We start from the raw sequence: 26,888 nt of genomic DNA on the forward strand, positions 1-26,888 counted from the left end.
CGAGTGCGACGCGACCGCGGGACACGGGAGGCGTGATGAGCAAGACGGCCGAGGGCATGGTGCTGGTGATCAATTCCGGCTCATCGTCCATCAAATACCAGCTGGTGGACCCGGATTCGGGCGTGGTCGCGGCCGCGGGCGTGGTCGAGCGGATCGGCGAGGACGACGGTGGGATCGAGCATCGCGCCGACGGCTCGACCACCGAGCGCCGCGAGCGGATCGCCGACCACGCCGCCGGGCTGCGACTGATCTTCGACACGTTCGCCGCGACGGGCCACGACTTGGTACGCGAAGGCGTGCGGGCGGTCGGGCACCGGGTGGTGCACGGCGGCGAGGTGTTCTACCGGCCCACCCTGATCGACGACGACGTAGTGGCCGCGATCAGCGAACTAGCCGCGCTGGCGCCGCTGCACAATCCGGCCAACGTCGCCGGGATCGAGAGCGCGCGGGCGCTGTTGCCGGGCGTGCCGCAGGTCGCGGTGTTCGACACGGCGTTCTTCCACGGCTTGCCCGCCGCCGCGAAGACCTACGCCATCGACGCCAAAGTGGCGGCCGCGCATGGCATTCGGAAGTACGGCTTCCACGGCACCTCGCACGAATACGTGTCCGGCTGCGCGGCCGACTTCCTCGGGCGTGACCCCGCCGAGCTGAACCAGATCGTCTTCCACCTCGGCAACGGCGCGTCGGCGTCGGCCATCCGCGGCGGTCGTCCGATCGACACCAGCATGGGCCTCACGCCGCTGGAAGGCCTGGTGATGGGCACCAGGTCCGGTGATCTCGATCCCGGCATCGTGGCGCATCTGGCGCGGTCGGCGCACCTGGACATCGATGCGATCGACACGCTGCTCAACCGGGATTCCGGGATCAAGGGCCTGTCCGGCGTGAACGACTTCCGCGAACTGCGCCGTCTCATCGACGGCGGGGACGAGGCCGCGCGGCTGGCCTACGACGTGTACATCCATCGGCTGCGGCGCTACCTCGGCGCGTACCTGATCGACTTGGGCGGCGTCGACGCGATCACCTTCACCGGAGGAGTCGGCGAGAACAGCCCACAGGTGCGGGCCGACGCCCTGGCCGGTCTCGGCGCGTTCGGCATCGAGGTGGATCCTGCGGCCAACACCGCGGAAAACCGTGCCGCGCGGCGTATCTCCCCGCCCGGCGCACCGGTCGCGGTGCTCGTGGTGCCGACCAACGAGGAACTGGCCATCGCCCGCGCCGCGCGGCACGTGGTCGACGGCTAGATCCAGGTCTTCGCGCGAATGAGGTTGGCCAGGTCGACGAGCGCGTAGCGATGCCCGCGGTTGGGCGCTCCGCGAGCCAGCGAGCGCAGGCCCGTCTCGGCGCCCGCGCGGAGTTCGCGTTCGGTGAACGGCGCGCCGAACAGTGTGGCATCGGGACGCTTCGGCGTGTTGCCCGCCTGGAGCCACGCGAGGGCCGCGCCGAGCACCAGCACCCGCATCTGCACCGCGCGACTCTCGCCCGCGGGCAGGCTCAGCATCCGAGACGCCGAGATGTGCAGGGTGGCCTCGTCGAGTTCGGCTATCGGCGCGGCGGTGAGCATCAGCAGCACCGCCGTCATCCGCGCGGTGGTGAAATGCCGTGACGCGGCGGGCACGGCGTCCAGCGCCTGCACGGCCTCGGCCACCCGCTCGTCCGCCGCCAGCTGCCTGGCCAGCCCGAAGGCGGCGCTCACCACGGTGCGGTCGGTGCGCCAGACGGTCTCGTAAGCTTGCTCGGCATAGCTGCGCCACTGTTCGGGATCCGGCGAATCCCAATGCTGAAGTATGAGTTCGGCCGTTGCGGCGAGCGCCAGCTGGGGGGCGAGTTCGCCGGGGAGCACCCGGAAGACCTCGTCGAAGTCGGTGAAGGCGCGCTCGTACTCCCGGTCGAGCAATTCGGCCATGCCCCGAAACCAGCTCACCCGCCACTCCCGTTCGGGCAGCCGCGCCAGCAAGTCCAGCACCGTGGCGGACTCGCGCAGATCGAGCCGCACGCGCGCCTCGGCGAGGGTGAGTTCCAGCTCGAGCGTCTCCGGGGCGTTGCCGGGATCGGCTTCGGCTCGCTCACGTGCGTGTCGCAGCGCCTCCAGCGCGTGGGCGGGCTCGGGATGCACGGCGGCCGAGAGCAGGGGCGCGGACGGGTCGGCCGGATCCAGCAGCGGAATCGGCAACGCCGCCACCACATCGCGGGCGTCGAGCAGGCTGCTGCGGGGGCGGCCGTCGGTGTAGGCGTCGGTTTGGCTGATCAATTCCTCGGTGCCGAAACTGGACCGCGGCGGCGTGAAAGCGGTGGACAACTGCGGGTGTTCGGTCTCGGTCTCCAGCGCGAGGATCTCCCGCAGCACGCCCGACATCTGGGCGGACATCGCACGGGCGGAGGGAAAGCGGCGCTGCGGGTCCGGGTCGGTGGCGCACAGCAGCAGACGATGGAAACACTGGTAGCGAGCCAGCACCGGCTGGTCGGCGGGGTCGGGCAGGCCGTCAAGGTACCGTCCGTGCTCGGAAGGCATGTTCAAGGTGAGCACGGCCAGCGTGCGCCCCACGGTGTAGACGTCGGAGGCGACGGTCGGGCCCGTACGCGCGATCTCCGGCGCCTGGAACCCTCTGGTGCCGTAGAGGTTTCCGTACGCTTCGATGGTGGCGACGGCCCCGAGATCGATCAGTTTGACCTGGTCGTCGGTGACCATCACGTTGTCGGGCTTGAGGTCGTTGTAGGTCAGGCCGGTCGAGTGCAGGTAGTCCAGCGCGGGCAGGATCTCGAGCAGGTAGGCGATCGCCTCGGTAACCGGCATGCGCTTCGGGCGTTCGTAGGAGTCGAGGATGTCGCGCAGCGACCGGCCGCCGACGTACTCCATGACGATGTAGCCGACGGGTGTGCCGTCCGCGCCGGTGTGCTCGACGAAGTTGTAGATCTTGACGATGCTGGGGTGCGCCACCTCGGCGAGGAATTGGCGTTCGGCCATGGCGACCGCCTGCGCTTCGGCGTCACCGGCGTGCAGCAGGCCCTTCAGCACGACCCAGCGGTCGCTGACATTGCGGTCGATCGCCAGGTAGATCCAGCCGAGTCCGCCGTGCGCGATGCAGCCCTGGATCTCGTACTGTCCCGCCACCATGTCGCCCGGGTACAGCGTGGGGCGGAAGTCGAAGGGCGCCTCGCAGGTGGCGCAGGTGCCCGCCGTGGTCGCGGGCCGGGTCGCCGTCGCCCGGCCGACCGGTTTGCCGCAGCGCCAGCAGAATCGCCTGCCTTCGGAGACCACCGCGTTGGTGAGCACGGCGTCGCGGGGATCCGCGGGCGTCACCGTCGGGATCGGCACCAGACCGGCGCCCAGCCGCCGGACCGCAGGCCGGGTCCGCGCGGTGCGCACGCTGCGTCCGGAGGTGCGCTGCGGAGCCGACGCGGGTTCGGAATCCGTGCGTCGCGTCTGATCCGATGTCGCCGCGTACGCCGCCGTGCCCTGGGTTCCGCCCGGTTCCGGTGTCTCCTGCCTTTCGGCGGGGTCGCGTAGCCACGCGGCCGTGCTCGATGCCGTTTCCGGGCGGTTCACCTGCGATCGGGTCGCGTCCGAATCCGCCTCTTCCGCCGACTGTTCCGCATCCGTGGGCGATGGTTCTCGTTCCGTGTCCGGTGGGTTGTCCCGCGTGGGCGGCGCATGTCGCTCCGCACCGGTGCGGTCCGGTGTGTCGTCGGTGGACGAGGCCGATTCCTCGGCGTCGCGCACGGCAGGGTTCCGTGGGGTCTGCGCGTCCTCGGGCGGATCAATGTTCTCGACGCGGTTCAATGCGACTGTGCCGAACGAGGTCGCCGCACGACCGATCGGCGTTAACGTGGTGTGCTCGATTTCTTCGGCCGCAACCGTTTCCGGCTCGCCCGCACCCGCGCGCCGCCCCGTTCCCGTGGCGTGAGCCCCCAGTTGTCGCGGGTCCGCGTGGTCTCCAAGCGACGGTTTCGCCACCGCCGCGTTCTGCTGCCGCCCGGCCGCGCTGGATCCACCCTCGAACACAGCGGCCGGGCCGGGCCCTACCGCGGCGTTCTCGTCCGGGTCGGGCTCGGGGGCCTGCCGTGTGCTCATCGACCCGTCAGTCCTGATACGTAGGGGCGGGTGGAGCGGGTACGGGGCCGAGGACGGTGAGATATTTCTGGTACAGCCCGACCCAGGTGCCGTCGTTGCGGATACGTTCCAGTGTGCCGTTGACGAAGCGGACCAGGTCGTCGTTGCCCTTGGTGATGCCGATGCCGTACGGCTCCTCGCTGATGCTGCCGCCGACCAGCTCGGTGTAAGGGTCCTGCGCGGCCAGGCCGGCGAGCACGGCGTCGTCGGTGCTCACCGCGTCGACCTGGCGCTGTTGCAGCACAACCAGACAGTCGGCCCAGCTCGGCACGGTGAGGATGGTCGCGGCGGGCTGGTCGCGGCGCATGTGCTCCAGCGACGTGGTGCCCGAGACGATGCACACCCGTCGGCCCGCCAGATCGGCCAGGCTGCGGATCCCGGAGTTCTTCACCGCGAGCACCCGTTGGTTGGCGCGCAGATAGACGGTGGAGAACGTGACCTTCTCGCGGCGCTCGCAGTTGATCGTCATGGTCTTGGCGACCAGGTCGACGGTGCGGTTCTGCAACGCCGTCTCCCGCTCGGCGGAGCCGAGGCTGCGGAACTCGATCAGATCCGGGCTGCCGAGCAGATCGCGGGCCACTTCCCTGGCGATGTCGGCGTCGAAACCGACGATGGCGCCGGAGATCGGGTCACGGTAGCTGAACAGATTGCTGCCGGTGTCCAATCCGACGAGCAGCCTGCCGCGCGCCCGGATCGCGTCGATCGCCGCGCCGCGCGCGGCCGCGCCCGCTCCGGTCGGACGCAGGCTCACGGTCGGGTCTCCACACCGCGACGTGCCCGGCGACGGCGGGACCGGCGAATCGGTGAGCACCGGAACGGCCCTGGCGGGCAACGGGGGATCGGTGTACTTCGGCGTCTTGCCCGACACCGGCGCGCCGGAATCGCTCGCACAGCCGCTCGCCAGCGTCACTACGACGAGAGTGGCCACCAGAATGCCGCGCGCGGATCTCATCGGTACTCCCGAAGCCGGGGCCAGATGCCCAGTCCGACATAGCCTGCCGCCAGTATGCCGAGCACCATCGCGCCCGCGCCCAGGAAGTCCAGGGTGCGGGCCGCACGGGAGATCCTGTCGCGCAGCGTGTCCCTCGTGGCGGCGATGCCTTGCTCCAGCGAACGGTCCAGCGCCTCCACCTGCACGGTGACGTCCGCCGAGCCAGGTCCGGTCGCCACCACGGCCGCGCTGTTGAAATCGCCCTTCGCCAGCGCGTCGTTCATGCGCTGGTGCGCCACCCGCCAGCGCGCCAGGGCAGGCACGGCATTGCGCATCTCGTTCGCCGCGGGCGCGGAGCCGGGATACTTGCCGATCAGATCGGCCAGCCGTTCGATGTCCGCGTCGTAGGTGCGGTCGTAGTCGCCGGTCGCGTCGCGGCGCACCAATTTCAAGGTCTCCGCGGCGCGCGCCTGCTGCACCAGGATGCGGCTCTCGGTCAACCGGGAGGAGGGCACCGCGCCGTCGTCGCGAGCGCTGATCATCGCCGCCGCCGACACCGAGCCCGCGATCACCGTCCACGCGAGCAGGATCAGCATGGCCGCCGACGCGAGCACCAGTCCCGGGTTGAGCACCCGCCGCCAGCGTCGCGCCAGATCGCGCTGGACCCAGACCAGCACGCCGAGGGTGAGCAGCAGCAGGCCGATCGCGGACCACGGCGGGCGCACGTGGTTGCGCTGCGCGGCGGTCACCGCCGCCGAGCGATGATTGTGCAGTTCCTCGGCCATCGGTAGCAGCGTCGTCTGCATCTGGTTGGAGGCCTCGCTCAAATACGCGGCGCCGACCGGATATCCGCTGCGATTGTTCGTCCGTGCGGTTTCCACCAGACCGGAGTACACCGGCAGGCCGGTGACTATGCCGGTGCGCAGCCGCGCATCCGGATCGGCCGCCGCGTCGGACTGGGTGACCAATTCCGCCGACGCTTCGCCCAGTGCCTGCGTGTAGCGATCCCGCACCGCCTGCGGCTCCAGCCCGCCGGAGATGAAGGCGGTGCTCGCCGCTGCGTCGGCGATCGACAGCGAAGTGTAGAGCCGGAGCGCGGAATGCGCGTCCGGTTCGGTGTCGCGCAGCAACACATCCAGGCCCTGCTGTCGGTCACCGACCGTCGCGGCGGTCATCGAGCCCGCGGCCAGGCACAACCCGATGAGCAGCAGCCCGAGCGCGATCAGCCGTCCCGGTGAGGAATTGGCGAACGAACGCAGATTGGTCAGGTCGAGACGTTCGCGCACCACCGCGACGCTCAGGCCGCCCGGATCGTCCCGACCGGCGGGCTCGGGCGCGGACGACGGCCGGAGTTCGGCCGTCGTCGGCTCGGAGCTAGCCATGTCCACCTCCCCAGTTTGGGCCGCGTACGCGGATTTCTCGACGGCTGGACCGGATATCCGATCGATCCGTGCGTGTTGGTGCGGAGTTTATTGTGGTCGTACGGGCGCCGCGGCGTGTGAAACACCCCCGATTGGGAGGAGACGGCGGTGAGGCGCTGCCCGCGGCTGGACGAGGATGGGTACGACATGCGTGGTGACGGTGACGGTTGGTCGCATGGCCCGGACGGATTGCGGCACTGGGGGCGCTTCGGCGCCGCCGGACTGCTGCTGCGCGCTCCGCTGGCCGATGGCGGTTCGGCGGTGCTGCTGCAACACCGCGCGCCGTGGAGTCATCAAGGCGGGACCTGGGCGTTGCCCGGCGGGGCGCGGGACAGTCACGAGACGCCCGTGCACGCGGCGGTCCGCGAGGCGTGGGAAGAGGCGGGCATCGATCCGGCCGACGTCCGGGTGCGCGGCGAGCGGGTGACAGCGTCGGCCCTGAGCGGCTGGACCTACACCACGGTCGTCGCCGACGCGGTGATGACGCTGCCGACCACCGGCAATCGCGAGAGCACCGAATTGGCCTGGGTTCCCGAGGACGACGTCGACGCCCGCCCGCTGCATCCCGGTTTCGCCGCGTCCTGGCCCACTCTGCGCGCCGCACCGGCGCGGGTGCTGCTCGCCGAACTCGGCGACGATCGAGCCGTCGCCGCCGCCCTGCCGCGCACGCTCGACCTCGCCGACCTCGGTTTCGTTTGGCTGCATTCGGATCCGGCCGGTCCGGGCGACTACGCCAGGATCGTCGACGAGCCGGGCGTGCAGGCCGCGGAGCCCGCGTCGAACGGGAACACGGCGGTGGAGACCGCGCTTTCCTTCACCCGCGGACAGGTGCTTTCCTGACCGCGGCGCTCACGCGTTCGCCAGTAGCGCCGTTTTCAGCTCACGCGCCGCGGCTTCCGGATCGCGTGCCTCGGTGATCGCGCGCACCACGACGACCCGCTTCGCCCCGGCTTCCAGCACCTGCGCCAGGTTCTCGGCGTTGATCCCGCCGATCGCGAACCAGGGCCGGGTGGGATGGGCGTCCGCGGTGGAGCGAACCAGTTCGGGGCCCGCCGCCTGCCTGCCGGGTTTGGTCGGGGTCGCCCAGATGGGGCCGGTGCAGAAGTAATCGATGTGCTCATCGATCGCGGCGAGCCCGGCCTGCGCGCGATTGTGCGTGGATCGTCCGATCACCACGTCGGGCCCGAGGATTCGGCGCGCGTACCAGGGCGGCAGGTCGCCTTGGCCGAGGTGCAGCACGTCGGCGGTGGCGGCGAGGGCGATGTCGGCGCGATCGTTCACCGCGACCAGCCCGCCGTGCCTGCGCGCGGCGGCCTTCAGTTCGGCCAGCGCGCCGAGCTCGGCCCTGGCCTCCAGCGGGCCGAACTCGGCCTCGCCCGGTGATCCTTTGTCCCTGAGCTGGATGATGTCGACTCCGCCTGCGAACGCGGCCTCGGCGAACTTGGCCAGATCGCCCTTCTCCCGGCGAGCGTCGGTGCACAGGTACAGCCGCGCGTTCGTCAGACGCTCCCGCGGCGAGGCGGGTCGATTGGGGTGGGAGGGTTGCACGCCTTCGACCGTAGCCGCGCTACCGTGGGATGCGAAACAGGAGGCAGGTGGATCGGATGCGGACTCTGGCCGTCGTCGGTGGCGGCGCCGTCGGGCTCGCCGTGGCCTGGCGGGCCGCCGAGGCCGGTTGGTCGGCCACCCTGTTCGATCCGGCTGTCGCCACCGGGGCCTCCTGGGTGGCCGGGGGCATGCTCGCACCGCTGTCGGAAGGCTGGCCCGGCGAGGATCGGGTGCTCGAATTCGGCGCAGCGTCGCTGGCCCGCTGGCCGGAATTCGCCGCCCGGCTGGCGGACGCGACCGGCGTCTCGGTTTTCGTGGCGGACGAGACCATGACCGTCGCGCTGGACGCGGCCGACGCGGCCGACCTGCGCACGGTGGCCGATTGGGTCGGCGGACGCGGGCACGATCTGCGCCTGCTGGACCGCGCCGGAGTGCGTGAGCGAGAACCCGGCCTGGCCAGGACGGTGCGCGCCGCGCTGCTCGCACCCGCCGAACCCGCGATCGACAACCGCAAGCTGGTCGCCGCGCTGCGGCAAGCCGCCGAGGCGGCCGGCGTCGTGGTACGCGCCGAGTCCGTAGACTCGCTGACGGAACTTCCGCACGAGCAAGTCGTGCTCGCCGCGGGAGCCGCGTCGGCGGCATTGTGGCCGGAGCTGCCGGTTCGCCCGGTCAAGGGCGAGATCCTGCGCCTGCGGCAACGGCCCGGCGTCGCGCCGGCGCCGCGCCGGGTGATCCGAGCCAGAGTGCACGGGCGCGCGGTCTACCTGGTGCCGCGCGCCGACGGAATCGTCGTCGGCGCCACGCAGTACGAGGCGGGTTTCGACACCGCGGTCACCGTCGCCGGCGTCCGCGACCTGATCGCCGACGCGGAGGCGGTGTTCCCCGGCATCGGCGAATACGAACTCGCCGAAGCGAGCGCCGGTTCCCGGCCGGGCAGCCCGGACAACCTGCCGCTGATCGGCCGGCTCACCGACCGGATCGTCGCGGCCACCGGGCACGGCCGCAACGGCATGCTGACCCTGCCGCTCACGGTGGACGCGGTGGCGAGCCTGCTCGGCGGGGCAATGCTGCCCGAAGCGGAAGTAGCCGACCCGCAACGCTTTTCGACGACTGTAGGAGGAATTCGATGACGCTGTCATCCGTCCCCATCGGTGTCACGGTGAACGGCGACGAGCACGAGTTCGCCGAGCCGCTCACCGTGCGCGAGTTGTTGGAGCGCCTCGGACTGCCGTGCCGGGGTGTCGCGCTCGCGGTGGACGGAGCCGTGTTCCCCAAGTCGCGCTGGGACGAACCGGTCGGGCGCGGCTGGCAGATCGAGGTGCTGACGGCGGTTCAAGGTGGCTGAGGCTGCGACGGAATCCGCGCGGGCCGACGCCCCGCTGCGGATCGCGGACCGGGAGTTCGGTTCCCGCCTGATCATGGGCACCGGCGGCGCGGAGAACCTCGCCGTGCTGGAGGAAGCGCTGATCGCCTCCGGCACCGAGTTGACCACCGTGGCCATGCGGCGCATCGACGCCGCGGGCGGCACTGGTGTGCTCGACCTGCTGAAACGTCTGGACATCGCGCCGCTGCCGAACACGGCGGGCTGTCGCACCGCGGCCGAGGCGGTGCTCACCGCGCAGCTGGCGCGTGAGGCGCTTGACACCAACTGGGTGAAGCTCGAGGTGGTCGCCGACGAGCGCACCCTGCTGCCGGACCCCGTCGAACTGCTCACCGCCGCGGAACAACTCGTTGACGACGGCTTCGTCGTGTTGCCCTACACCAACGACGACCCGGTCCTGGCTCGCCGTCTGGAGGAGACGGGTTGCGTGGCGGTGATGCCGCTGGGCGCGCCCATCGGCACCGGCCTCGGCATCGGCAACCCGCACAACATCGAGATGATCGTCGCCGACGCGAAGGTGCCGGTCATCCTGGACGCGGGCATCGGCACCGCGAGCGACGCCGCTCTCGCCATGGAACTCGGCTGCTCCGCGGTATTGCTGGCCACCGCCGTCACCAGGGCGAAGCGCCCGGAACTGATGGCCGCGGCCATGGCGGACGCGGTGCGCGCCGGATACACCGCGCGCCTGGCCGGGCGCATCCCCAAACGGTTCTGGGCTCAGGCATCGTCCCCGGTGCTGTGAGGCGTCGGGCTCGAGTCCAGAGGCTCGGGATGTCGATGACGGCTTTCGGAATCGCGTGCTCGGCCCTCACTCCGTCGGCGACTGATGGCGGGCCAGTCGCCCCCGGACCCAGCCGTTGACGGAATCGGGTCTCGCCACGTCGTAGCAGGTGCCTGCCATCACTCGGTGTGCGAGTCCGGGCGCGCTGGGTTCGGGCCTCAGCCGTTGACGAAGGTGAGGTTCGTCGCGTCGTAACGGTCGCCAGCCACTTGCTCCGGCGGGGCTGCGGCCTCGATGGCGGCGAGGTCGTCGGCGGACAGCTCGATGGTCAGCGCTGCGAGGTTCTCCTCCAGGTACCGTTGCCGCCTGGTGCCGGGAATCGGCACCACGTCCTCGCCCCGGTGCTGCACCCAGGCCAACGCGAGCTGGCCCGCGGTGACACCTTTCGCCGCGGCCAGCTCGTTCAGCTCGGCGACGATCGCCAGGTTCCGTTCGAGGTTGCCGTCGGCGAAGCGAGGCTGGCTGCGCCGCACGTCGTTGTCCGCCAGGCCTTCCACCGAGTTGTACCGTCCGGTCAGGAATCCGCGCCCGAGCGGCGAGAAGGGGACCAGGCCGATGCCGAGTTCACGGCAGACCGGGAGAATCTCCGCCTCCAGATCACGCGTCCACAATGACCACTCGCTCTGCAACGCGGCGATCGGGTGCACCGCGTGTGCGCGGCGAATGGTGTCCGCGCCCGCCTCCGACAGCCCGAGGTGCCGGACCTTCCCGGCCTGTACCAGTTCGGCCATCGCGCCGACGGTCTCCTCGATCGGCACCTGCGGGTCCACCCGGTGCAGGTAGTAGAGGTCGATGTGGTCGACGCCCAGCCTGCGCAGCGATGCCTCGCATGCCTGTCGCACGTAGGCCGCGTCGCCACGGATGTGCGTGGGCTCGCCCAAACGGTTGGCGAAGCCGAATTTCGTGGCGAGCACCACCTCGTCTCGCCGCCCTGCGACGGCCCGCCCGATCAGCTCCTCGTTGTGCCCCGCGCCGTAGAAGTCGGCGGTGTCCAACAAAGTGACCCCCAGGTCGAGGGCATGGTGCAGCGTCGCGATCGACTGCTCGTCGTCCGCGGCGCCGTAGCCGTGACTCATACCCATGCACCCCAGGCCCTGCGCGGAAACCGTCAGCCCACCGAGCCGCCGACTCGAAATGTCGTTCATGCTGCTACCTCCTGCACTCGAATTCGTCGGCCCCGACGCTAGGTGCTGGAGCGCGCTCCATGTCAACCATTCCCGCGAGTGGCACATGGTCGAAGGTCTTCTCGCACTTCGCCGCAACCATGTGCCACTCGCGGCGCCTCAACGGCGCTCGTGGCGGGAGCGGGCGAGGTCGTAGGCGGTGCGGAGGAGGGTGCGGGTGGGCGCGGTGGTTCGGGGGCCGGGGTTGATGACTGCCAGCCAGGCGGCGGATGCGTAGACCGGGTGGGGGATCACCGTATCGGTTGCGCTCGGATTGTCGGGGGTGGAACGTTCGCGGGGAGTGTGGCCGGTCCAGTGGGTGAAGGCTTCTTTCCCGGCGGCGATGTTGACGCGGAACGCATCTGGGCGGTCCAAGTCCGAACTTTCGTCGCCGGGATAGTTCTTCGTCACGATCGTCGCGAAGGGCTGGGTCGCCTTCGGTATCACCCCGTCCGGTGAGTAGTAGAAGAAGGTATCGCCCCAGCTGATCTCCGGTGAGCCGTCGCCGGGGCCGGGGCTGAGGGTGAGGACTCCGTCGAGGGTGGAGACGAAGCCGATGATCTCGTCGATGGTCACGTATTCCAGCGTTTCATTAAGGTGCTTGTGGAGACTTTGAGCAGGAGACGCATGGCAAATGGCGTGACAAGTCGCAACTCCACGATGCGCACGGCAGATGTGGCGCTGCGGGTCGGGTACTCCGTGCAGCAGATCCGCAACCTCGAACGCGACGGTGTGCTGCCGACGGCGATACGCACTGCGACCGGCTACCGCAGGTACGGCGAGGTGCATGTGCGTTCCGCACTCGCCTATCGAGCGCTGGCGGCGGGCGTCGGCCCCGTCGAGGCCAAGCGCATCGTTCGCGCCGTCCACGAGGGACCGGTACCTCAGGTACTGGCTCTGCTCGACGCGGCACATGCCCGGCTGGACCGGGAACGCACCGATCTGGCACTCGCCAAGCGGGCGGCGGAGGTGATCTCCGCCGAGCCGATCGCCGACGCGCGCCCTTCGGATGCGATGAGCGTCGCCGAACTCGCTGCCGCGCTGGGCGTGCGCCCGTCGACACTGCGGCATTGGGACGCGGAGGGACTCGTCGTCCCGGATCGCGCGACCACGCAGCGCACGCGGCAGTACTCTCCCACCCAGGTCCGGGATGCCCGGATCGTCCATCAGCTCCGCAGAGCGGGATACCGCGTCGACACGCTGAAGACCTTGATGTCCGACCTGCCGCGCGGCCACCGATCCGATGACGTCGAGGCGGCGCTGGCGGCTCGGGACGCGAGCATCGCGGCTCGATCTCGCGCCCTGCTCGACGCGGCCGCCGCGCTCGCCGCCGTGTTCGCCCTCGCGGTGTAAACGCCTGTGATCCTGCCGCTCCGAACATCGGCGGCGCTGCGCGATCCGAGTGCGATCCCCGGTTACATCGCTCCGCTGCTGCGCGTCGCCGAACTACTCGGCCGTTGAGACTTCGGCCTCGACCCTTAAGGGATCCTGTTTCCCGTCCTCATCCTCGAGGATGATCCAACTCGGCACTAATTACCGACGCGCGCGCCCGCGATTTGCGGAATGCTGGGCGGCATGATCGAGCTGAAAGGCCTCACCAAGCACTACGGGCAGACCGTAGCGGTGCAGGATCTGACCTTCACCGTTCGCCCCGGGCAGGTAACGGGGTTCCTCGGACCGAACGGCGCGGGCAAATCGACCACCATGCGCATGATCCTCGGCCTGGACAAGCCCACCGCGGGCACCGCCTTGATCAAAGGCAGGCCGTACCACGAGCTGGACCATCCGCTGCGCACCGTCGGGGCGCTGCTGGACGCCAAGTGGGTGCATCCGAACCGGTCGGCGCGGGCTCATCTGGAGTGGATGGCCGCCTCCAACGACATCGCCAAGTCCCGGGTGGAGGAGGTGCTGCGGCTGGTCGGCCTGTCCGAGGTGGCGGGCAAGTCGGCGGGCGGCTTCTCGCTCGGCATGTCGCAGCGGCTCGGCCTGGCCGGCGCGCTGCTGGGCGACCCGGAGGTGCTGCTGTTCGACGAACCGGTGAACGGCCTCGATCCGGAGGGCATCCTGTGGATCCGCCGCTTCATGCAGCGGCTGGCCGCCGAGGGCCGTACGGTGCTGGTCTCCAGCCATCTGCTGTCGGAGATGGCGCAGACCGCCGAGCACCTGGTTGTGATCGGGCGCGGCAAGCTGATCTCGGATTCCACCACCCAGGAGTTCATCGAACGCGCCTCGGAGCAGACGGTCCGGGTGCGCAGCCCGCAGCTCGACCAGCTGCGCAGCGTGCTCACCTCCAACGGCATGACCGTCAGGGAGGACGGCGCGAGTGCCGACGGCCCCGCGCTCATGGTGGCGGGCGTCTCCAGTGACGCGGTGGGCAAGCTCGCGGGCGAGAACAGCATCACGCTGTTCGAGTTGGCCCCGCAGCGCGCGTCGCTGGAAGAGGCGTTCATGCGGATGACCGGCGGCGCGGTGGAGTACCACGGCGAAGGCTTCGATCAGGTGATGGGAGGTGCGCTCTGATGGGCGTGCTGGCAGCGGAACGAATCAAGCTCACCTCGACCAGGTCGCCCTGGTGGTGCTCGGCGATCGTCATCGCCCTCGCGCTGGGCATGGCCGCCTTGCTCGCCTCGGTGGCGCGCGCGTCCTACGGCAAGGAAGGCGCGATCGACCTGACGGTCTCCACCGCGGTGGCCGGGATCAGCGGTTTCGGCGTGATGGTCCTGATGATCATGGCCACCCTGACCGTGACCAGCGAATATCGCTTCGGCATCATCCGGACCACGTTCCAGGCGACGCCGCACCGGGCCAAGGTCATCCTGACCAAGGCCGGGCTGGTCAGCGTGTACGGCGCGCTGCTGACCATCGCCTTGGCCTTCGTCGCCTACGTGGTGGCGAAAGCGATCAGCGGGCCGGACGCGGGCGCGGCGCTCACACTGTCCAGCGCGGCCGACTGGCGCGAGGTCTACTCCATCCCGATCTACGCGTTCCTGTGCGTCGTCCTCGCGGTCGGCGTCGGCGTGCTGGTGCGGCAGTCCGCCGCCGCGATCTCGCTGATCGTGCTGTGGCCGCTGCTCATCGAGGGGCTGCTCGGTGCGTTCGGCAGCTTCGGGCGCAATGTCACCCCGTTCCTGCCGTTCGCGAACGCGAACCATTTCATGAGCGCCTCCCCGTCCACGGCCAACTGGCACTGGGGACCATGGGGCAGCCTGCTCTACTTCACCGTCTTCGTCGCGATCGTCTTCGGCGCGTCGCTGGTCGTGGTGAACCAGCGCGACGCTTGAGACGAGCTCCCTTGACGACCCGAGTCGCCTTCCCTCGCCACTCGGGTTGACGGTGCGCCGACCTTGTCGGGAGGTCCGGCGCTCCCCCCACCGCCCGTCACTGCCCGGCGGACGGTGCCCTGATCGGCCCGGTGCGAACCCTCGCGCCGGGCCGATCGTGCGTGTGAACATCGAGGAAACTATGCCCCTTGCCGGTTCCGAGACCCCTTCTCGCCCGAGTAGCCTCGGTGCAGCAACCAGCTCGTTATCCAATGCCGGGCCCGACGGTGTGCTCGCTGAGGTTCGCAGCGGAGGTGGCACATGGTGATGATCGGTAACCTGCCGACGTCGGATCGGCTGAGATACCCTCGGGGCGTGCATGAAACACCTTCCGGCGGCGCCGAGCCGGGGTCGGGGCCGGAGGCCGAGGGAGGGGTACCGCCCGAGGTGGTCATTCCGTTGGAGCCGTCCGATTCGGACGATGCTCCCCGCCGTTCCGGCGGGTTACGGCGTGGCCAGATATCCGCGCTGGTGAACGCGGCGAATCAGCGGGCGGACCTGATCGGCGTGCTGCGCAGGGCACGGCAGCAGCTGCCGGGTGATCCCGCTTTCGGCGACCCGCTGTCGGTTTCCGGGCCCGGCGGTGCGCGAGCGGTCGCGCGCGCGGCGGACAAACTGGTCGGCGACGCACCGAGCGCCGCTCGGGAGATCGGCTTCGGCGCCTTGCAGGTCTGGCAGGCCGCCCTGGAGCGGATGGGACGCGGCAAAGGTAGCCAAGAAGTAACTGTTATGTTCACCGATCTGGTGGCCTTCTCGCGCTGGTCGCTGTCGGCCGGTGACGAGGCCACCCTGGAACTGCTGCGCAAGGTGGCCAAGGCCATCGAGCCGCCGATCGCCGAGCGGGGCGGCCACGTGGTCAAGCGCATGGGCGACGGGGTCATGGCGGTGTTCCCTTCGGCCGACCGGGCGGTGCGCGCCGCCGTGACCGCCAAGCGCAACCTGGCCGACGTGCAGGTGCGCGGCTATACCCCGCAGATGCGGATCGGGTTGCACACCGGTTCCCCGCGTGAGATCGGGGGCGACTGGCTCGGGGTGGACGTCACCATCGCGGCCCGGGTCATGGAGGCGGGCGGCAACGGCAACACCATGCTGTCGGAGGCCACGCTCCTGGGGCTGCGGCCGGAGACGCTGGCGGAGCTGGGCTTGGCGGCCAAGCCGTATCGCCGCAGCTTCTTCGCGGCGCCACTCAACGGTGTCCCCGACGACCTGCGAATCTTCCGGTTGTCGAGGGGCTGAGCGGCTGCCTCTCCGCTCGATCTATCCGAGCCACCAGGCCAGCGCGCCGCCCGCCGCGAGGGCGGCGCAGACGGCGAGCGCGATGGACAGCGGCCGGGCCGTCCTCCAGGTGGTGTAAACGCCGCCGAGCAGGAAGCCCGCCAGGGCGAACAGAACGATCACGGTGACGTCGCTGGACACGGTGCCATCTTGCTCCAGCCCACTCGGTCTCCCGGTGGCCGGGGCGGCGGGGCGGCAATTAACAAGCACGCATGCTTGCTTTTTTCTGACCCCGGTGTGATGCTGGTCGCGGAACGCGGACTTCACGGGTGCGGCATGCGGCTCATCCTGACGGTTCGCCGTACAGGAGGCATTCCCGCTGATGAGTATGCTGGCCGCCGACCCGGACGTGCTCCGGATCGGCAACTGTTCCGGCTTCTACGGCGACCGGCTCGGCGCCATGCGCGAGATGCTGGAAGGGGGACAGCTCGACGTCCTCACCGGCGACTATCTCGCCGAACTCACCATGCTGATTCTCGGCCGGGACCGGATGAAGGACCCGGACCTCGGCTACGCCAAGACCTTCGTCAAGCAGATCGAGGACTGCCTCGGGCTGGCGCTCGAACGCAACGTGCGCATCGTGGCGAACGCGGGCGGCCTGAACCCGGCCGGTCTGGCGCAGCGTCTGCGCAAGGTTGCCGCCGACCTCGGATTGGACGCCAAGATCGCGCACGTCGAGGGTGACGATCTCCTCGCGCGCGCCGGTGATCTCGGCTTCGGCGCGCCGCTGACCGCCAACGCCTACCTCGGCGCGTGGGGCATCGTCGAATGCCTGAACGCGGGCGCGGACATCGTGGTCACCGGCCGGGTCACCGACGCTTCGGTGATCGTCGGCCCCGCCGCCGCGCACTTCGGCTGGAGCCGAACGGATTACGACCGCCTGGCCGGCGCGGTTGTGGCCGGGCACGTCATCGAGTGCGGCACCCAGGCCACCGGCGGCAACTACGCCTTCTTCACCGAGCTCGCCGATCTGGGCAGGCCGGGTTTCCCGATCGCGGAGATCCGCGCCGACGGCGGCAGCGTCATCACCAAACACGCGGGCACCGGCGGCGCGGTCACCGTCGACACGGTCGAGGCCCAGCTCATGTACGAGATCCAGGGAGCGCGCTATGCCGGGCCCGACGTCACCTCCCGCCTGGACACCATCCGGCTCGACCAGGACGGCCCGGACCGGGTGCGGATCAGCGGCGTCACCGGTGAGGCCCCGCCGCCCCGGCTCAAGGTCTCGCTGAACACCATCGGCGGCTTCCGCAACGAGATGGAATTCGTGCTCACCGGTCTGGACATCGAAGCGAAAGCGGAACTGGCGCAACGGCAACTGGAGTCCTGGCTGCCGAGCCGACCGTCCGAGCTGACCTGGACCTTGGCCCGCCTGGACCGCCCGGACGCCGACACCGAGGAGCAGGCCAGCGCACTACTGCGCTGCGTGGTGCGCGACCCGGACCCGAACAAGGTCGGGCGCGCGTTCTCCAACGTCGCGGTGGAGCTGGCGCTGGCCAGCTATCCGGGGTGCAGCTTCACCACCTTGCCGGGCAACGGTTCCCCTTACGGCGTGTTCACGCCCGGGTTCGTCGACGCCGCCGAAGTGCCGCACACGGCGGTGCTGCCCGACGGCGCCCGCGTCGAGATCGCCCCGGCGACGGAGACGGCCGAACTCGCCGCCGTCGACGAGCCGCCCGCTCCGGAACCGCTGCCCGCCGGGGAAACGCGCCGCGTGCCGCTGGGAACCGTCGCGCTGGCACGCAGCGGTGACAAAGGCGGTGACGCGAATATCGGTGTGTGGGTGCGCACCGACGAGCAATGGCGCTGGCTGGTGCACACGCTCACCGTGGAGCGCATCAAAGAACTACTCCCGGAAGCGGCTTCGCTGACCGTCACCCGGCATGTCCTGCCCAATCTGCGGGCGCTGAACTTCATCATCGAAGGCCTGCTCGGCCAGGGCGTGGCCTATCAGGCCCGCTTCGACCCGCAGGCCAAGGGACTCGGCGAATGGCTGCGGTCTCGTCACCTCGACATTCCAGTGGAGCTGCTGACATGACGAAACTCTGGGAAACGCCGGAACGACGCGAATTGCGATCCACGGTGCGCGGATTCGTGGAACGCGAGATCCTGCCGTACCTGGACGGCTGGGAGCGCGCCGGTGAGATCCCGCGCGAACTGCACAAGAAGGCGGGCGCGCTCGGCCTGCTCGGCGTGCAGTTCCCGGAATCCGCGGGTGGCTCCGGCGGCGACGGCGTTGACGCGATGATCGTCTGCGAGGAGATGCACCAGGCCGGTGCGTCCGGCGGGTTGTTCGCCTCCCTGTTCACCTGCGGCATCTCCGTGCCGCACATCATCGCCTCGGGCAACGCCGACCAGATCGAGCGCTGGGTGAAGCCGACGCTGGCGGGCGAGAGGATCGGATCGCTCGCGATCACCGAGCCCGGCGGCGGCTCCGACGTCGGGCACCTCACCACCACCGCGCGCCGCGACGGCGACCACTACATCGTCAACGGCGCCAAGACCTACATCACCTCCGGCGTCCGCGCCGACTTCGTGGTCACCGCGGTGCGCACCGGCGGGCCTGGCTCCGGCGGCATCTCGCTGCTCATCGTCGACAAGGACACGCCGGGCTTCACGGTCAGCCGCAAGCTGGACAAGATGGGCTGGCTGGCCTCCGACACCGCCGAACTGTCCTACGTCGACGTCCGGGTGCCGGTGGAGAACCTGGTCGGCCCGGAGAACTCCGGCTTCTACCAGATCGCGGGCGCGTTCGTCAGCGAGCGCGTCGGGCTGGCGGTGCAGGCGTATTCCAGCGCGCAGCGTTGCCTGGAACTGACGCTGGAGTGGGTGCGCAATCGCGAGACCTTCGGCCGCCCGCTGATCAGCAGGCAGGCGGTGCAGAACACGGTCACCGAGATGGCGCGTCGGATCGATGTGGCCCGCGTCTACACCCGGGATGTGGTGCAGCGCAGCGCCGAAGGCGAGACCGACCTGATCGCCGAGGTGTGTTTCGCGAAGAACACCGCGGTGGAAGCGGGCGAGTGGGTGGCCAACCAGGCCGTCCAGTTGTTCGGCGGCCTCGGTTACATGCGCGAATCCGAGATCGAGCGCCAGTACCGGGATATGCGCATCCTCGGCATCGGCGGCGGCACTACCGAAATACTGACCGGACTGGCGGCGAAGCGATTGGGGTACCAGTCATGACCATTCTGCGCAGCACCTTGGACACCGCCGCGCCCGAGTACGAGGCGGCCGCGGAGGCGATGACGGCCAAGCTCGCCGAGGTCGACGCGGAGTTCGCCAAGGCCATCGCGGGCGGTGGGCCGGACAAGCTGGCGCGGCATCGCAAGCGCGGCAAGCTGACCGCGCGCGAGCGCATCGAACTGCTCGTCGACGAGGACTCGCCGTTCCTCGAGTTGTGCCCGCTGGCGGGCTGGGGCAGCGAATTCCACGTCGGCGGCAGCACCATCGCGGGCATCGGCATCGTGGAGGGCGTCGAGTGCATGATCGTCGCGCCCGATCCGACCGTGCGCGGCGGCACCTCGAACCCGTGGACGCTGCGCAAGACGTTGCGGATCAACGACATCGTGCGGGAGAACCGGCTGCCGGTGATCTCGCTGGTGGAATCCGGCGGCGCGGATCTGCCCACACAGAAGGAGGTTTTCGTCCCCGGCGGCCGGATGTTCCGCGACCTCACCCAGGCGTCGGCGGCGGGCATCCCGACCATCGCGCTGGTGTTCGGCAACTCCACCGCGGGCGGCGCGTACATACCCGGCATGTCCGATCACGTGGTGATGATCAAGGAGCGCTCCAAGGTGTTCCTCGGCGGTCCGCCGCTGGTCAAGATGGCCACCGGTGAGGAATCCGACGACGAATCCCTCGGCGGAGCGGACATGCACGCGCGGATCTCCGGCCTGGCGGATTACTACGCCGTGGACGAGCAGGACGCGATCCGCATCGGCCGCTCCATCGTCAAGCGGCTGAACTGGCGCAAGCAGGGGCCCGCCCCGCGCGCCGAGGTGATCGAACCGCTCTACGACCCGGAGGATCTGCTCGGCATCGTGCCGTCGGATCTGAAGATCCCGTTCGATCCGCGCGAGGTGATCGCCCGCATCGTGGACGGCTCGGATTTCGACGAGTTCAAGCCGCTCTACGGCAGCAGCCTGGTCACCGGATGGGCCGAGCTGCACGGTTACCCGGTCGGCATCCTGGCCAACGCGCGCGGTGTGCTGTTCTCCGAGGAATCGCAGAAGGCCACGCAGTTCATCCAGCTGGCCAACAAGTCGAACACCCCGCTGCTGTTCCTGCACAACACCACCGGCTACATGGTCGGCAAGGAGTACGAGCAGAAGGGCATCATCAAGCACGGCGCGATGATGATCAACGCCGTCTCCAATTCGAAGGTGCCGCACATCTCGGTGCTGATGGGCGCGTCCTACGGCGCGGGCCACTACGGCATGTGCGGCCGGGCCTATGACCCGCGCTTCGTCTTCGCCTGGCCCAGTGCGAAATCCGCCGTCATGGGCGGTGCGCAGCTGGCGGGCGTCATCTCGATCGTCGGCCGTGCCGCCGCCGAGGCGAAGGGCCTGCCGTTCGACGAGGAGGCCGACGCCGGGATGCGCGCCATGGTGGAGGCGCAGATCGAGGCCGAATCGCTGGCGATGTTCATGTCCGGGCGGCTCTACGACGACGGCGTCATCGACCCGCGCGACACCCGCACCGTGTTGGGAATGTCCCTGTCGGCCATTCACAACGCCCCGATCAAAGGCGCCGACGGCTTCGGCGTCTTCCGAATGTGAGGCCGATGATGACTGCATCGCAGAGCGATTCGATGAGGGGCGGCGGCCGGGTGACGGGCGGGCTCACGAATGTCCTTGTCGCCAACCGTGGCGAAATCGCCCGCCGGGTCTTCGCGACCTGCCGCAGGATGGGTCTCGGCACCGTCGCGGTGTACTCCGACGCGGATGCCGCCGCGCCGCATGTCACCGAGGCGGACGCCGCGGTGCGCCTGCCCGGCAACACGCCCGCGGAGACCTATCTGCGCGGTGAGCTGATCATCGAGGCCGCGGTAGCCGCTGGCGCCGATGCCATCCATCCTGGATACGGATTCCTCTCCGAGAACGCCGAATTCGCCAAGGCCGTGCTGGACGCCGGGCTGGTCTGGATCGGGCCGCCTGTCGAGGCGATCGAGCAGATGGGCTCGAAGGTCGCCGCGAAGAAGATGATGGACGCCGCGGGCGTGCCGGTGCTCGCCGAACTGGACCCGGCCGAGGTCACCGAGGCGCACCTGCCGGTGCTGATCAAGGCGTCCGCCGGTGGCGGCGGACGCGGCATGCGCGTGGTCCGCGGGCTGGCCGAGCTGACTTCGCAGATCGAGGCCGCCCGGCGCGAGGCGGAATCCGCCTTCGGCGATCCGACGGTCTTCTGCGAGCGCTACCTCGAGACCGGCAGGCACATCGAAGTCCAGGTGATGGCCGACACGCACGGCACGATCTGGGCGGTCGGCGAGCGTGAGTGCTCGATCCAGCGCCGCCACCAGAAGGTGATCGAGGAGGCTCCGTCACCGCTGGTGGAGCGTACCGAGGGCATGCGGGCGCGGCTGTTCGAGGCGGCGCGGCTGGCGGCGGGCGCGATCGGCTACACCGGCGCGGGCACCGTCGAGTTCCTCGCCGACGAGCAAGGCGAGTTCTTCTTCCTGGAGATGAACACCCGCCTGCAAGTGGAGCATCCGGTCACCGAGTGCACCACCGGGCTGGATCTGGTGCGCCTGCAACTGGACGTCGCCGCGGGCTCCGTGTTGCCCGCGGAACCGCCCGCCATGCACGGGCATTCGATCGAGGTCCGGCTCTACGCCGAAGATCCGGCACACGACTGGCAGCCGCAGAGCGGCACCGTGCACCGGATCGATATCCCGTCGGTGCTCACCGAGTTCGACCTGCTGGACCGCCCGGGCGTGCGGCTCGACACAGGCGTGGTGGACGGCTCGGTGGTCGGCGTGCACTACGACCCGATGTTGGCCAAGGTCATCTCCTACGCCGAAACGCGCGGCGAGGCAGCACGATTGCTGGCTTCGGCGCTGCACCGCGCGAAGATCCACGGCCTGGTCACCAACCGCGACCTGCTGGTGCGCGTGCTGCGTCATCCGGCGTTCCTGGCGGGTGACACCGACACCGCGTTCTTCACCACGCATGGGCTGGCCGCCCTGGCCGCGCCGCTGGCGTCGGAGTCCGACGAGGCGCTGTCCATCGTGGCCGCCGCGCTCGCCGACGCCGCCGCCAACCGGGGCAGCGCGCGGGTGGGCGGCGGGCTGCCCAGCGGGTGGCGCAATCTCCCCTCGCAGTCACAGCGCAAGTCCTACGAAAGCCGCGCTACCGGAACGCACGAGGTGGGTTACCGGTTCGGCCGGACCGCCGTCACCGTGGACGGTCACGACGGTCTCGCTCTCGTCGAGTCGGCTCCCGATCGCGTCGTGCTGTCGGTTCCGGGTGAGCGCGGCCCGGTGCGCAGGCAGTTCGAGATCGCCCGCTACGGCGACCAGGTCTACGTCGACTCGCCGCTCGGCCCGGTGGCTCTGCGCAGGCTGCCGCGTTTCAGCGATCCGGCCGACCAGGTGGCCACCGGTTCTCTGCTCGCGCCCATGCCGGGCAGCGTGATCCGGCTCGGCGCGGAGGTCGGCAACCACGTCGAACAGGGCCAGCCGATCCTGTGGCTGGAGGCGATGAAGATGGAGCACACCATCGCCGCGCCCGCCGCGGGCGTGCTCAGCGCCGTCAACGTCACCGTCGGCCAGCAGGTCGACGTCGGCGCCGTGCTCGCGGTCGTCGAACCCGTAGAAACCCAGGAGAACTGATGACCTTCATCGAAACCGACGAGCAGAAGGCGCTGCGGGCCGCCGTCGCCGCGCTGGCCACGAAGTACAACTACCGCGACTACGTGCTGCCGAAGGCGCGCAAGAGCGAGCCGCTGGACGAATTGTGGCAGGAGGCGGGCAAACTCGGGTTCCTGGGCGTGAACCTGCCGGAGGAATACGGTGGCGGCGGCGCGGGCATGTACGAGCTGTCGCTGGTGATGGAGGAGCTGTCCGCGCAGGGCGCGGGCCTGCTGCTGATGGTGGTGTCCCCGGCCATCTGCGGCACCATCATCACCAAGTACGGCACCGACGAGCAGAAGCGGGAATGGCTGCCCAAGCTCGCCGACGGCTCAGGAAAGATGGTGTTCGGCATCACCGAGCCCGACGCCGGCTCCAACTCCCACCAGATCACCACCACCGCGCGCCGCGACGGTGACGACTGGATCCTCAACGGCCGCAAGATCTTCATCTCCGGCGTTGACCAGGCCGAGGCCGTGCTGATCGTGGCCCGCACCTCCGACCACAAGACCGGCAAGCTCAAGCCCGCCCTGTTCATCGTGCCGACCGACGCCGAAGGCTTCACCAAGACGGCGCAGGAGATGGACATCATCGAGCCCGATCACCAGTACAACCTGTTCCTCGACGACGTCCGGCTGCCGTCCACCGCGCTGGTCGGCAAGGAGGACGCGGCGTTGATGCAGTTGTTCGCGGGCCTGAACCCGGAGCGGATCATGGGCGCCGCGATGGCCGTCGGCATGGGTCGCTACGCCATCGAACGCGCGGTGGAATACGCCAAGGAGCGCACGGTGTGGAAGACGCCGATCGGTGCGCACCAGGGCATCTCGCATCCGCTGGCGCAGGTGAAGGTCGAAGTGGAGCTGGCGAAGCTGATGATGCAGAAGGCCGCGACCCTCTACGACGCGGGCGACGAGATGGGCGCCGCCGAGGCCGCCAACATGGCGAAATACGCGGCGGCGGAAGCCAGCATCAAGGCGCTCGACCAGGCCGTCCAGACCCACGGCGGCTCCGGCCTGACCAAGGACGTCGGACTGGCCGCCATGCTCGCCGCCGCTCGCATCGGCCGCATCGCGCCGGTGAGCCGGGAAATGGTCTTGAACTTCGTCGCCCAGTACTCGCTGGGCCTGCCGAAGTCGTACTGAGAGGACGCGCATGACCGAGACGGCTCCGTTCGTCCGCTACGAGGTGACCGGCGGCGTGGCGACGCTCACCTTCGACTCGCCGCACAACCGCAACGCGCTGTCGTCCAAGCTGGTCGCCGAGCTGCTGCGCGGACTCGACGACGCCGCCGACGACGAGAAGGTGCGCGTCGTCGTGCTCGCGCACACCGGCAACACCTTCTGCGCTGGCGCCGATCTGAGCGAGGCGAGCGACGCCGATCCGGCCGTGGCCGCCGACGAGCGCACCCGGGTCATGATCGGCGTACTGCGCAGGCTGGTGGAGATCCCGAAGCCGGTGATCGCACGGATCGACGGCAACGTGCGGGCGGGCGGCATGGGCATCGTGGCCGGTTGCGACATCGTCGTGGCCGGGCCGGGCAGCAGTTTCGCGCTCACCGAGGTGCGGATCGGGCTGGCGCCGTTCATGATCTCGCTGACCCTGCTGCCCAGGCTCGATCCGCGCGCGGCCAGCCGGTACTACCTCACCGGCGAGAAGTTCGACGCCGCCGTCGCCGAGCAGATCGGCCTGGTCACGGTGACCGCCGACGACCCGGCCGCCGAGGTGGCGCGGCTGTGCGGGGAAGTGCGCAAGGGCTCCCCGCAGGGGCTGGCCGAGGCCAAGCGGTTGGTCAACGCGGGCATCCTCGCGGAGTTCGACGCCTCCGCCGAGGAGCTCGCGCGGCGTTCGGCGAGCTTCTTCGGCACCCCCGAAGTGCACGAGGGCATGCTGGCCTTTTTGCAGCGCCGACCGCCGAGCTGGGCAGAATAACGACCATGGCGACACCCCACGAACCCAAGCAGGACCGCAGCCGAGCCACCCGGCAGCGCCTGCTCGAGGCGACCATCGACTGTCTGGCCGAGATGGGCTGGGCGGCCGCGACGGTCGCGGTCGTCGCCGAACGGGCCGGGGTGTCGCGTGGCGCGGCGCAGCATCACTTTCCCACCAGGGAGGATCTGATCACCGCCGCGCTGGAGTTCATGTTCGACACGCGCAGCGGGCAGGCGGTGCAAGAGGCGTCGTCGCTGGGGGAGCTGGGCGACGGCGTCGGCCGTACGGAGGCGGTGGTGGCGGGGCTGGTCGAGTCGTACACCAGTCCGCTGTTCAAAGCCGCGTTGCAGGTGTGGACGCACGCCGCCGCCGACCCGGTGCTGCGCGAACGCATCGTCCCGCTGGAAGCCCGCTTCGGTCGCGCGTCGCACCGTCGCGCGATCGAGGCCCTCGGCGTGGACGACTCCGATCCGGTCACCCATCACCTGGTCCAGGCGACCTTGGACATGGCCCGCGGCCTGGGGTTGGCCGACGTCCTCACCGACGACTCGGCCCGCCGCAAGCGCATAGTCGAGCAATGGGCCGCCACGCTACACGCCGCTTTGCACGCTCCTCGCTGATCGGGAGTCCGCGATCGGCGATCTCGGCGCGCTCAGCAGCAGGACTATCGCGGCGACCATGGCGGCGAGGGTGAGCAGAGCGTAGGAGTTGCCGACCAGGAATTGCACGACGGTCCAGTGGAATTCCCGGCCGTTGGTCTGGGGTACGAACCAGATCAGGCCTTGCGGAAGCAGCGGCAGCGTCTGATCCCATGTTCCGATCGAGTCGACTTGCATCGGCCACGCGAAGGCGAACAGTGCGATCGTGGTGACCGCGGCGATGCCTGCCGTCCGCGCCCGTGGGGAGAGTGCGTGCACAGCCCAGACGAGCGCGGGCACCGCCCACACCCAATAGTGCGTCCAGGAGATCGGTGAGCACAGCAGCGCCACACCGGCGGCGAGCAGGACGCCGAGCATCTCGTCTCCCCGCTGGTAGGCGATCCGCGCGGCGGCCAACCCGGCCAGCCCGAGCCCGCCGGCGCCGAAGAGCCACAGCACGTGGCTGTCCCACGTGGTCCATTGCAGGCGGCCGAGCACACCGTTGAGCGACTGATTCTGCACGTACGCGAAGCCGATCCGGTTCTGCGACGCCACGGTCGAGGTCCAGAACTGGATCGCCTCGGTCGGCCGATACCAGAGCCCGGCCGCGACCGTGGCCGCGAACGCGCCCATCGCGGCGGCGGCGGCCTTGAATTGTCGGGTGATCACCAGATAGACGACGAACACCGCGGGCGTCAGCTTGATGCCGGTGGCGATACCGATGAGGATGCCGCGACTCCGGCGGTGTTTCGGCGTGGCCAGGTCGACCAAGACCATCGCCATCAGGATCATGCTGATCTGCCCGAAGCGGAAGGTCTGCTGCACCGGCTCGAGCCACAGCGCGGCGCTGCCGACGGCGAGCGTCATCACCGTCATGCCGAGTCCACGCCGATACCGCGTCAGCACAGCGGTGCACCACACGCTGACGTACAGGGAGATCAGCGTCGTGACCACCATGCCGGTGCCGATGTAGTTGATCGGGAACCGCGCCAATTCGGCGCAGATCCACGCGGCGAAGACGGGATAGAGAAACGGCAGGAACATCGGGCCGCGGGCGGTGTACAACTGATCCGGGTGCAGGGCGGCGGCCTTGCCGCCCCACATGTAGACCTGCAGATCTATTTGGTGCCAGTACATTTCCCAGTTCGGCCGCAAGAACAGCAGCCAGGCCGCCAGGGAGATCGCGGTGAACACGATGGCCGCGCCCAGGGCGAGTGCGGCTCGTGGCGGTCGGCTACGCGCGGTCGATAGTTCCGTCGCCTGCGCGACAACGACAGTTGTCGCCGGTGCGACAGTTGCCATGAACTTTCCTTCATCAGATGACGATCGATCGGCGGAACCGTTGCCGGACAACATGATCGGCGCGGTCCCGAGGGCAACGCTGAAACCGTGAGCTCGTCTAACGATACGGCTACTACCAAAGTAGTATTACCATTAGGAAATGTAACATGTGTCACTTTTGGCCTCCCTGTGTGGGAAGCGCCGCTTACCGGGTCCCGATGTCCCGGTGCATGTGATCGCGTGGATCGGTAGGGGCGCGACA

24 protein-coding genes are annotated in these 26,888 nt (G+C 69.5%); 16 read left to right on the forward strand and 8 right to left on the reverse strand.

The genetic code is table 11. The features are described from left to right. Positions 1–35: 35 nt before the first annotated feature. Positions 36–1,241 carry an acetate kinase gene (locus ACIA5H_RS10800; protein WP_397075423.1) on the forward strand — a complete coding sequence of 402 codons (1,206 nt, stop codon included), beginning with the start codon at positions 36–38 and terminating at the stop codon, positions 1,239–1,241. Here ACIA5H_RS10800 and ACIA5H_RS10805 read toward each other — a convergent pair. Genes ACIA5H_RS10805 through ACIA5H_RS10815 form a run of 3 tightly spaced genes read right to left on the reverse strand, consistent with a single transcriptional unit; the run spans position 1,238 to position 6,421 of the window. Continuing rightward, complete coding sequence (locus ACIA5H_RS10805) at positions 1,238–4,069, reverse strand: tetratricopeptide repeat protein (RefSeq protein ID WP_397075426.1); 2,832 nt, start codon at positions 4,067–4,069, stop codon at positions 1,238–1,240. The genes ACIA5H_RS10800 and ACIA5H_RS10805 overlap by 4 nt on opposite strands. A gap of 7 nt (positions 4,070–4,076) precedes the next feature. Further along, positions 4,077–5,060: a glutamate ABC transporter substrate-binding protein gene (locus ACIA5H_RS10810; RefSeq protein WP_397075428.1), complete on the reverse strand. Its 984-nt coding sequence runs from the start codon at positions 5,058–5,060 to the stop codon at positions 4,077–4,079. Continuing rightward, on the reverse strand, positions 5,057–6,421 hold the full coding sequence (locus tag ACIA5H_RS10815; RefSeq protein ID WP_379249132.1) for a hypothetical protein: 1,365 nt from the start codon (positions 6,419–6,421) through the stop codon (positions 5,057–5,059). Before ACIA5H_RS10815 ends, ACIA5H_RS10810 begins: the two co-directional genes overlap by 4 nt. Before the next feature lie 186 nt (positions 6,422–6,607). Between ACIA5H_RS10815 and ACIA5H_RS10820 the strand changes: the two genes are divergently transcribed. Beyond that, positions 6,608–7,300 carry an NUDIX domain-containing protein gene (locus tag ACIA5H_RS10820; RefSeq protein ID WP_379250084.1) on the forward strand — a complete coding sequence of 231 codons (693 nt, stop codon included), beginning with the start codon at positions 6,608–6,610 and terminating at the stop codon, positions 7,298–7,300. Positions 7,301–7,309: 9 nt separating this feature from the next. Here the strand turns inward: ACIA5H_RS10820 and thiE are convergent, their stop codons facing one another. Continuing rightward, positions 7,310–8,008 (reverse strand): thiamine phosphate synthase, encoded by a 699-nt coding sequence (gene thiE / locus ACIA5H_RS10825; protein WP_355071580.1) that lies wholly within the window; start codon positions 8,006–8,008, stop codon positions 7,310–7,312. Positions 8,009–8,064: 56 nt separating this feature from the next. On the opposite strand from thiE, the gene thiO reads away from it, so the two are divergent. Genes thiO through ACIA5H_RS10840 form a run of 3 tightly spaced genes read left to right on the forward strand, consistent with a single transcriptional unit; the run spans position 8,065 to position 10,131 of the window. Next, on the forward strand, positions 8,065–9,138 hold the full coding sequence (thiO, locus tag ACIA5H_RS10830; protein WP_397075431.1) for a glycine oxidase ThiO: 1,074 nt from the start codon (positions 8,065–8,067) through the stop codon (positions 9,136–9,138). After that, positions 9,135–9,353 carry a sulfur carrier protein ThiS gene (thiS, locus tag ACIA5H_RS10835; protein ID WP_355071584.1) on the forward strand — a complete coding sequence of 73 codons (219 nt, stop codon included), beginning with the start codon at positions 9,135–9,137 and terminating at the stop codon, positions 9,351–9,353. Before thiO ends, thiS begins: the two co-directional genes overlap by 4 nt. Continuing rightward, positions 9,346–10,131 carry a thiazole synthase gene (locus tag ACIA5H_RS10840; RefSeq protein WP_397075434.1) on the forward strand — a complete coding sequence of 262 codons (786 nt, stop codon included), beginning with the start codon at positions 9,346–9,348 and terminating at the stop codon, positions 10,129–10,131. The genes thiS and ACIA5H_RS10840 overlap by 8 nt, the downstream gene beginning before the upstream one ends. A 197-nt stretch (positions 10,132–10,328) precedes the next feature. Here the strand turns inward: ACIA5H_RS10840 and ACIA5H_RS10845 are convergent, their stop codons facing one another. Beyond that, positions 10,329–11,315 (reverse strand): aldo/keto reductase, encoded by a 987-nt coding sequence (locus tag ACIA5H_RS10845; RefSeq protein WP_379249126.1) that lies wholly within the window; start codon positions 11,313–11,315, stop codon positions 10,329–10,331. A 138-nt stretch (positions 11,316–11,453) separates the two neighbouring features. Then, positions 11,454–11,909 (reverse strand): DUF6194 family protein, encoded by a 456-nt coding sequence (locus tag ACIA5H_RS10850; protein ID WP_364424621.1) that lies wholly within the window; start codon positions 11,907–11,909, stop codon positions 11,454–11,456. Between the two features lie 84 nt (positions 11,910–11,993). Between ACIA5H_RS10850 and ACIA5H_RS10855 the strand changes: the two genes are divergently transcribed. From ACIA5H_RS10855 to ACIA5H_RS10870, 4 genes are all read left to right on the forward strand, one after another. Continuing rightward, the gene (locus tag ACIA5H_RS10855) at positions 11,994–12,686 is read left to right on the forward strand and encodes a MerR family transcriptional regulator (RefSeq protein ID WP_379250082.1); all 693 of its coding nucleotides are present in this window, start codon (positions 11,994–11,996) and stop codon (positions 12,684–12,686) included. Between the two features lie 222 nt (positions 12,687–12,908). Continuing rightward, a complete protein-coding gene (locus ACIA5H_RS10860) occupies positions 12,909–13,853 on the forward strand; it encodes an ATP-binding cassette domain-containing protein (RefSeq protein ID WP_364424617.1) in 945 nt (314 codons plus the stop codon). After that, positions 13,853–14,614: an ABC transporter permease gene (locus ACIA5H_RS10865; RefSeq protein WP_397075437.1), complete on the forward strand. Its 762-nt coding sequence runs from the start codon at positions 13,853–13,855 to the stop codon at positions 14,612–14,614. The genes ACIA5H_RS10860 and ACIA5H_RS10865 overlap by 1 nt, the downstream gene beginning before the upstream one ends. Before the next feature lie 354 nt (positions 14,615–14,968). Next, on the forward strand, positions 14,969–15,889 hold the full coding sequence (locus tag ACIA5H_RS10870; RefSeq protein WP_379249122.1) for an adenylate/guanylate cyclase domain-containing protein: 921 nt from the start codon (positions 14,969–14,971) through the stop codon (positions 15,887–15,889). 21 nt (positions 15,890–15,910) lie between these two features. On the opposite strand, the gene ACIA5H_RS10875 is transcribed toward ACIA5H_RS10870, so the two are convergent. Continuing rightward, positions 15,911–16,069, reverse strand: a complete 159-nt coding sequence (locus ACIA5H_RS10875; RefSeq protein WP_356962800.1) for a hypothetical protein — start codon at positions 16,067–16,069, stop codon at positions 15,911–15,913. A gap of 181 nt (positions 16,070–16,250) precedes the next feature. Between ACIA5H_RS10875 and ACIA5H_RS10880 the strand changes: the two genes are divergently transcribed. The 7 genes from ACIA5H_RS10880 to ACIA5H_RS10910 are packed head-to-tail and all read left to right on the forward strand — an operon-like array spanning position 16,251 to position 25,327. Continuing rightward, on the forward strand, positions 16,251–17,966 hold the full coding sequence (locus ACIA5H_RS10880) for an acyclic terpene utilization AtuA family protein (protein WP_397075440.1): 1,716 nt from the start codon (positions 16,251–16,253) through the stop codon (positions 17,964–17,966). After that, positions 17,963–19,114 carry an acyl-CoA dehydrogenase family protein gene (locus ACIA5H_RS10885; protein WP_379249118.1) on the forward strand — a complete coding sequence of 384 codons (1,152 nt, stop codon included), beginning with the start codon at positions 17,963–17,965 and terminating at the stop codon, positions 19,112–19,114. The genes ACIA5H_RS10880 and ACIA5H_RS10885 overlap by 4 nt, the downstream gene beginning before the upstream one ends. After that, entirely contained in the window at positions 19,111–20,709 is a 1,599-nt protein-coding gene (locus tag ACIA5H_RS10890) for a carboxyl transferase domain-containing protein (protein WP_355071600.1), read from the forward strand. Before ACIA5H_RS10885 ends, ACIA5H_RS10890 begins: the two co-directional genes overlap by 4 nt. Before the next feature lie 5 nt (positions 20,710–20,714). Continuing rightward, entirely contained in the window at positions 20,715–22,760 is a 2,046-nt protein-coding gene (locus ACIA5H_RS10895; protein ID WP_397075443.1) for an acetyl/propionyl/methylcrotonyl-CoA carboxylase subunit alpha, read from the forward strand. Continuing rightward, a complete protein-coding gene (locus ACIA5H_RS10900; protein ID WP_364424606.1) occupies positions 22,760–23,920 on the forward strand; it encodes an acyl-CoA dehydrogenase family protein in 1,161 nt (386 codons plus the stop codon). The genes ACIA5H_RS10895 and ACIA5H_RS10900 overlap by 1 nt, the downstream gene beginning before the upstream one ends. 10 nt (positions 23,921–23,930) lie before the next feature. Beyond that, entirely contained in the window at positions 23,931–24,707 is a 777-nt protein-coding gene (locus ACIA5H_RS10905) for an enoyl-CoA hydratase family protein (protein WP_397075446.1), read from the forward strand. A 5-nt stretch (positions 24,708–24,712) separates the two neighbouring features. After that, positions 24,713–25,327: a TetR/AcrR family transcriptional regulator gene (locus tag ACIA5H_RS10910; protein ID WP_355071605.1), complete on the forward strand. Its 615-nt coding sequence runs from the start codon at positions 24,713–24,715 to the stop codon at positions 25,325–25,327. Here ACIA5H_RS10910 and ACIA5H_RS10915 read toward each other — a convergent pair. Next, the gene (locus tag ACIA5H_RS10915; RefSeq protein ID WP_397075448.1) at positions 25,298–26,647 is read right to left on the reverse strand and encodes a glycosyltransferase 87 family protein; all 1,350 of its coding nucleotides are present in this window, start codon (positions 26,645–26,647) and stop codon (positions 25,298–25,300) included. The genes ACIA5H_RS10910 and ACIA5H_RS10915 overlap by 30 nt on opposite strands. Positions 26,648–26,888: the final 241 nt, after the last annotated feature.

This window comes from Nocardia sp. NPDC051900, assembly GCF_044452545.1.
Lineage (GTDB): Bacteria > Actinomycetota > Actinomycetes > Mycobacteriales > Mycobacteriaceae > Nocardia > Nocardia sichangensis.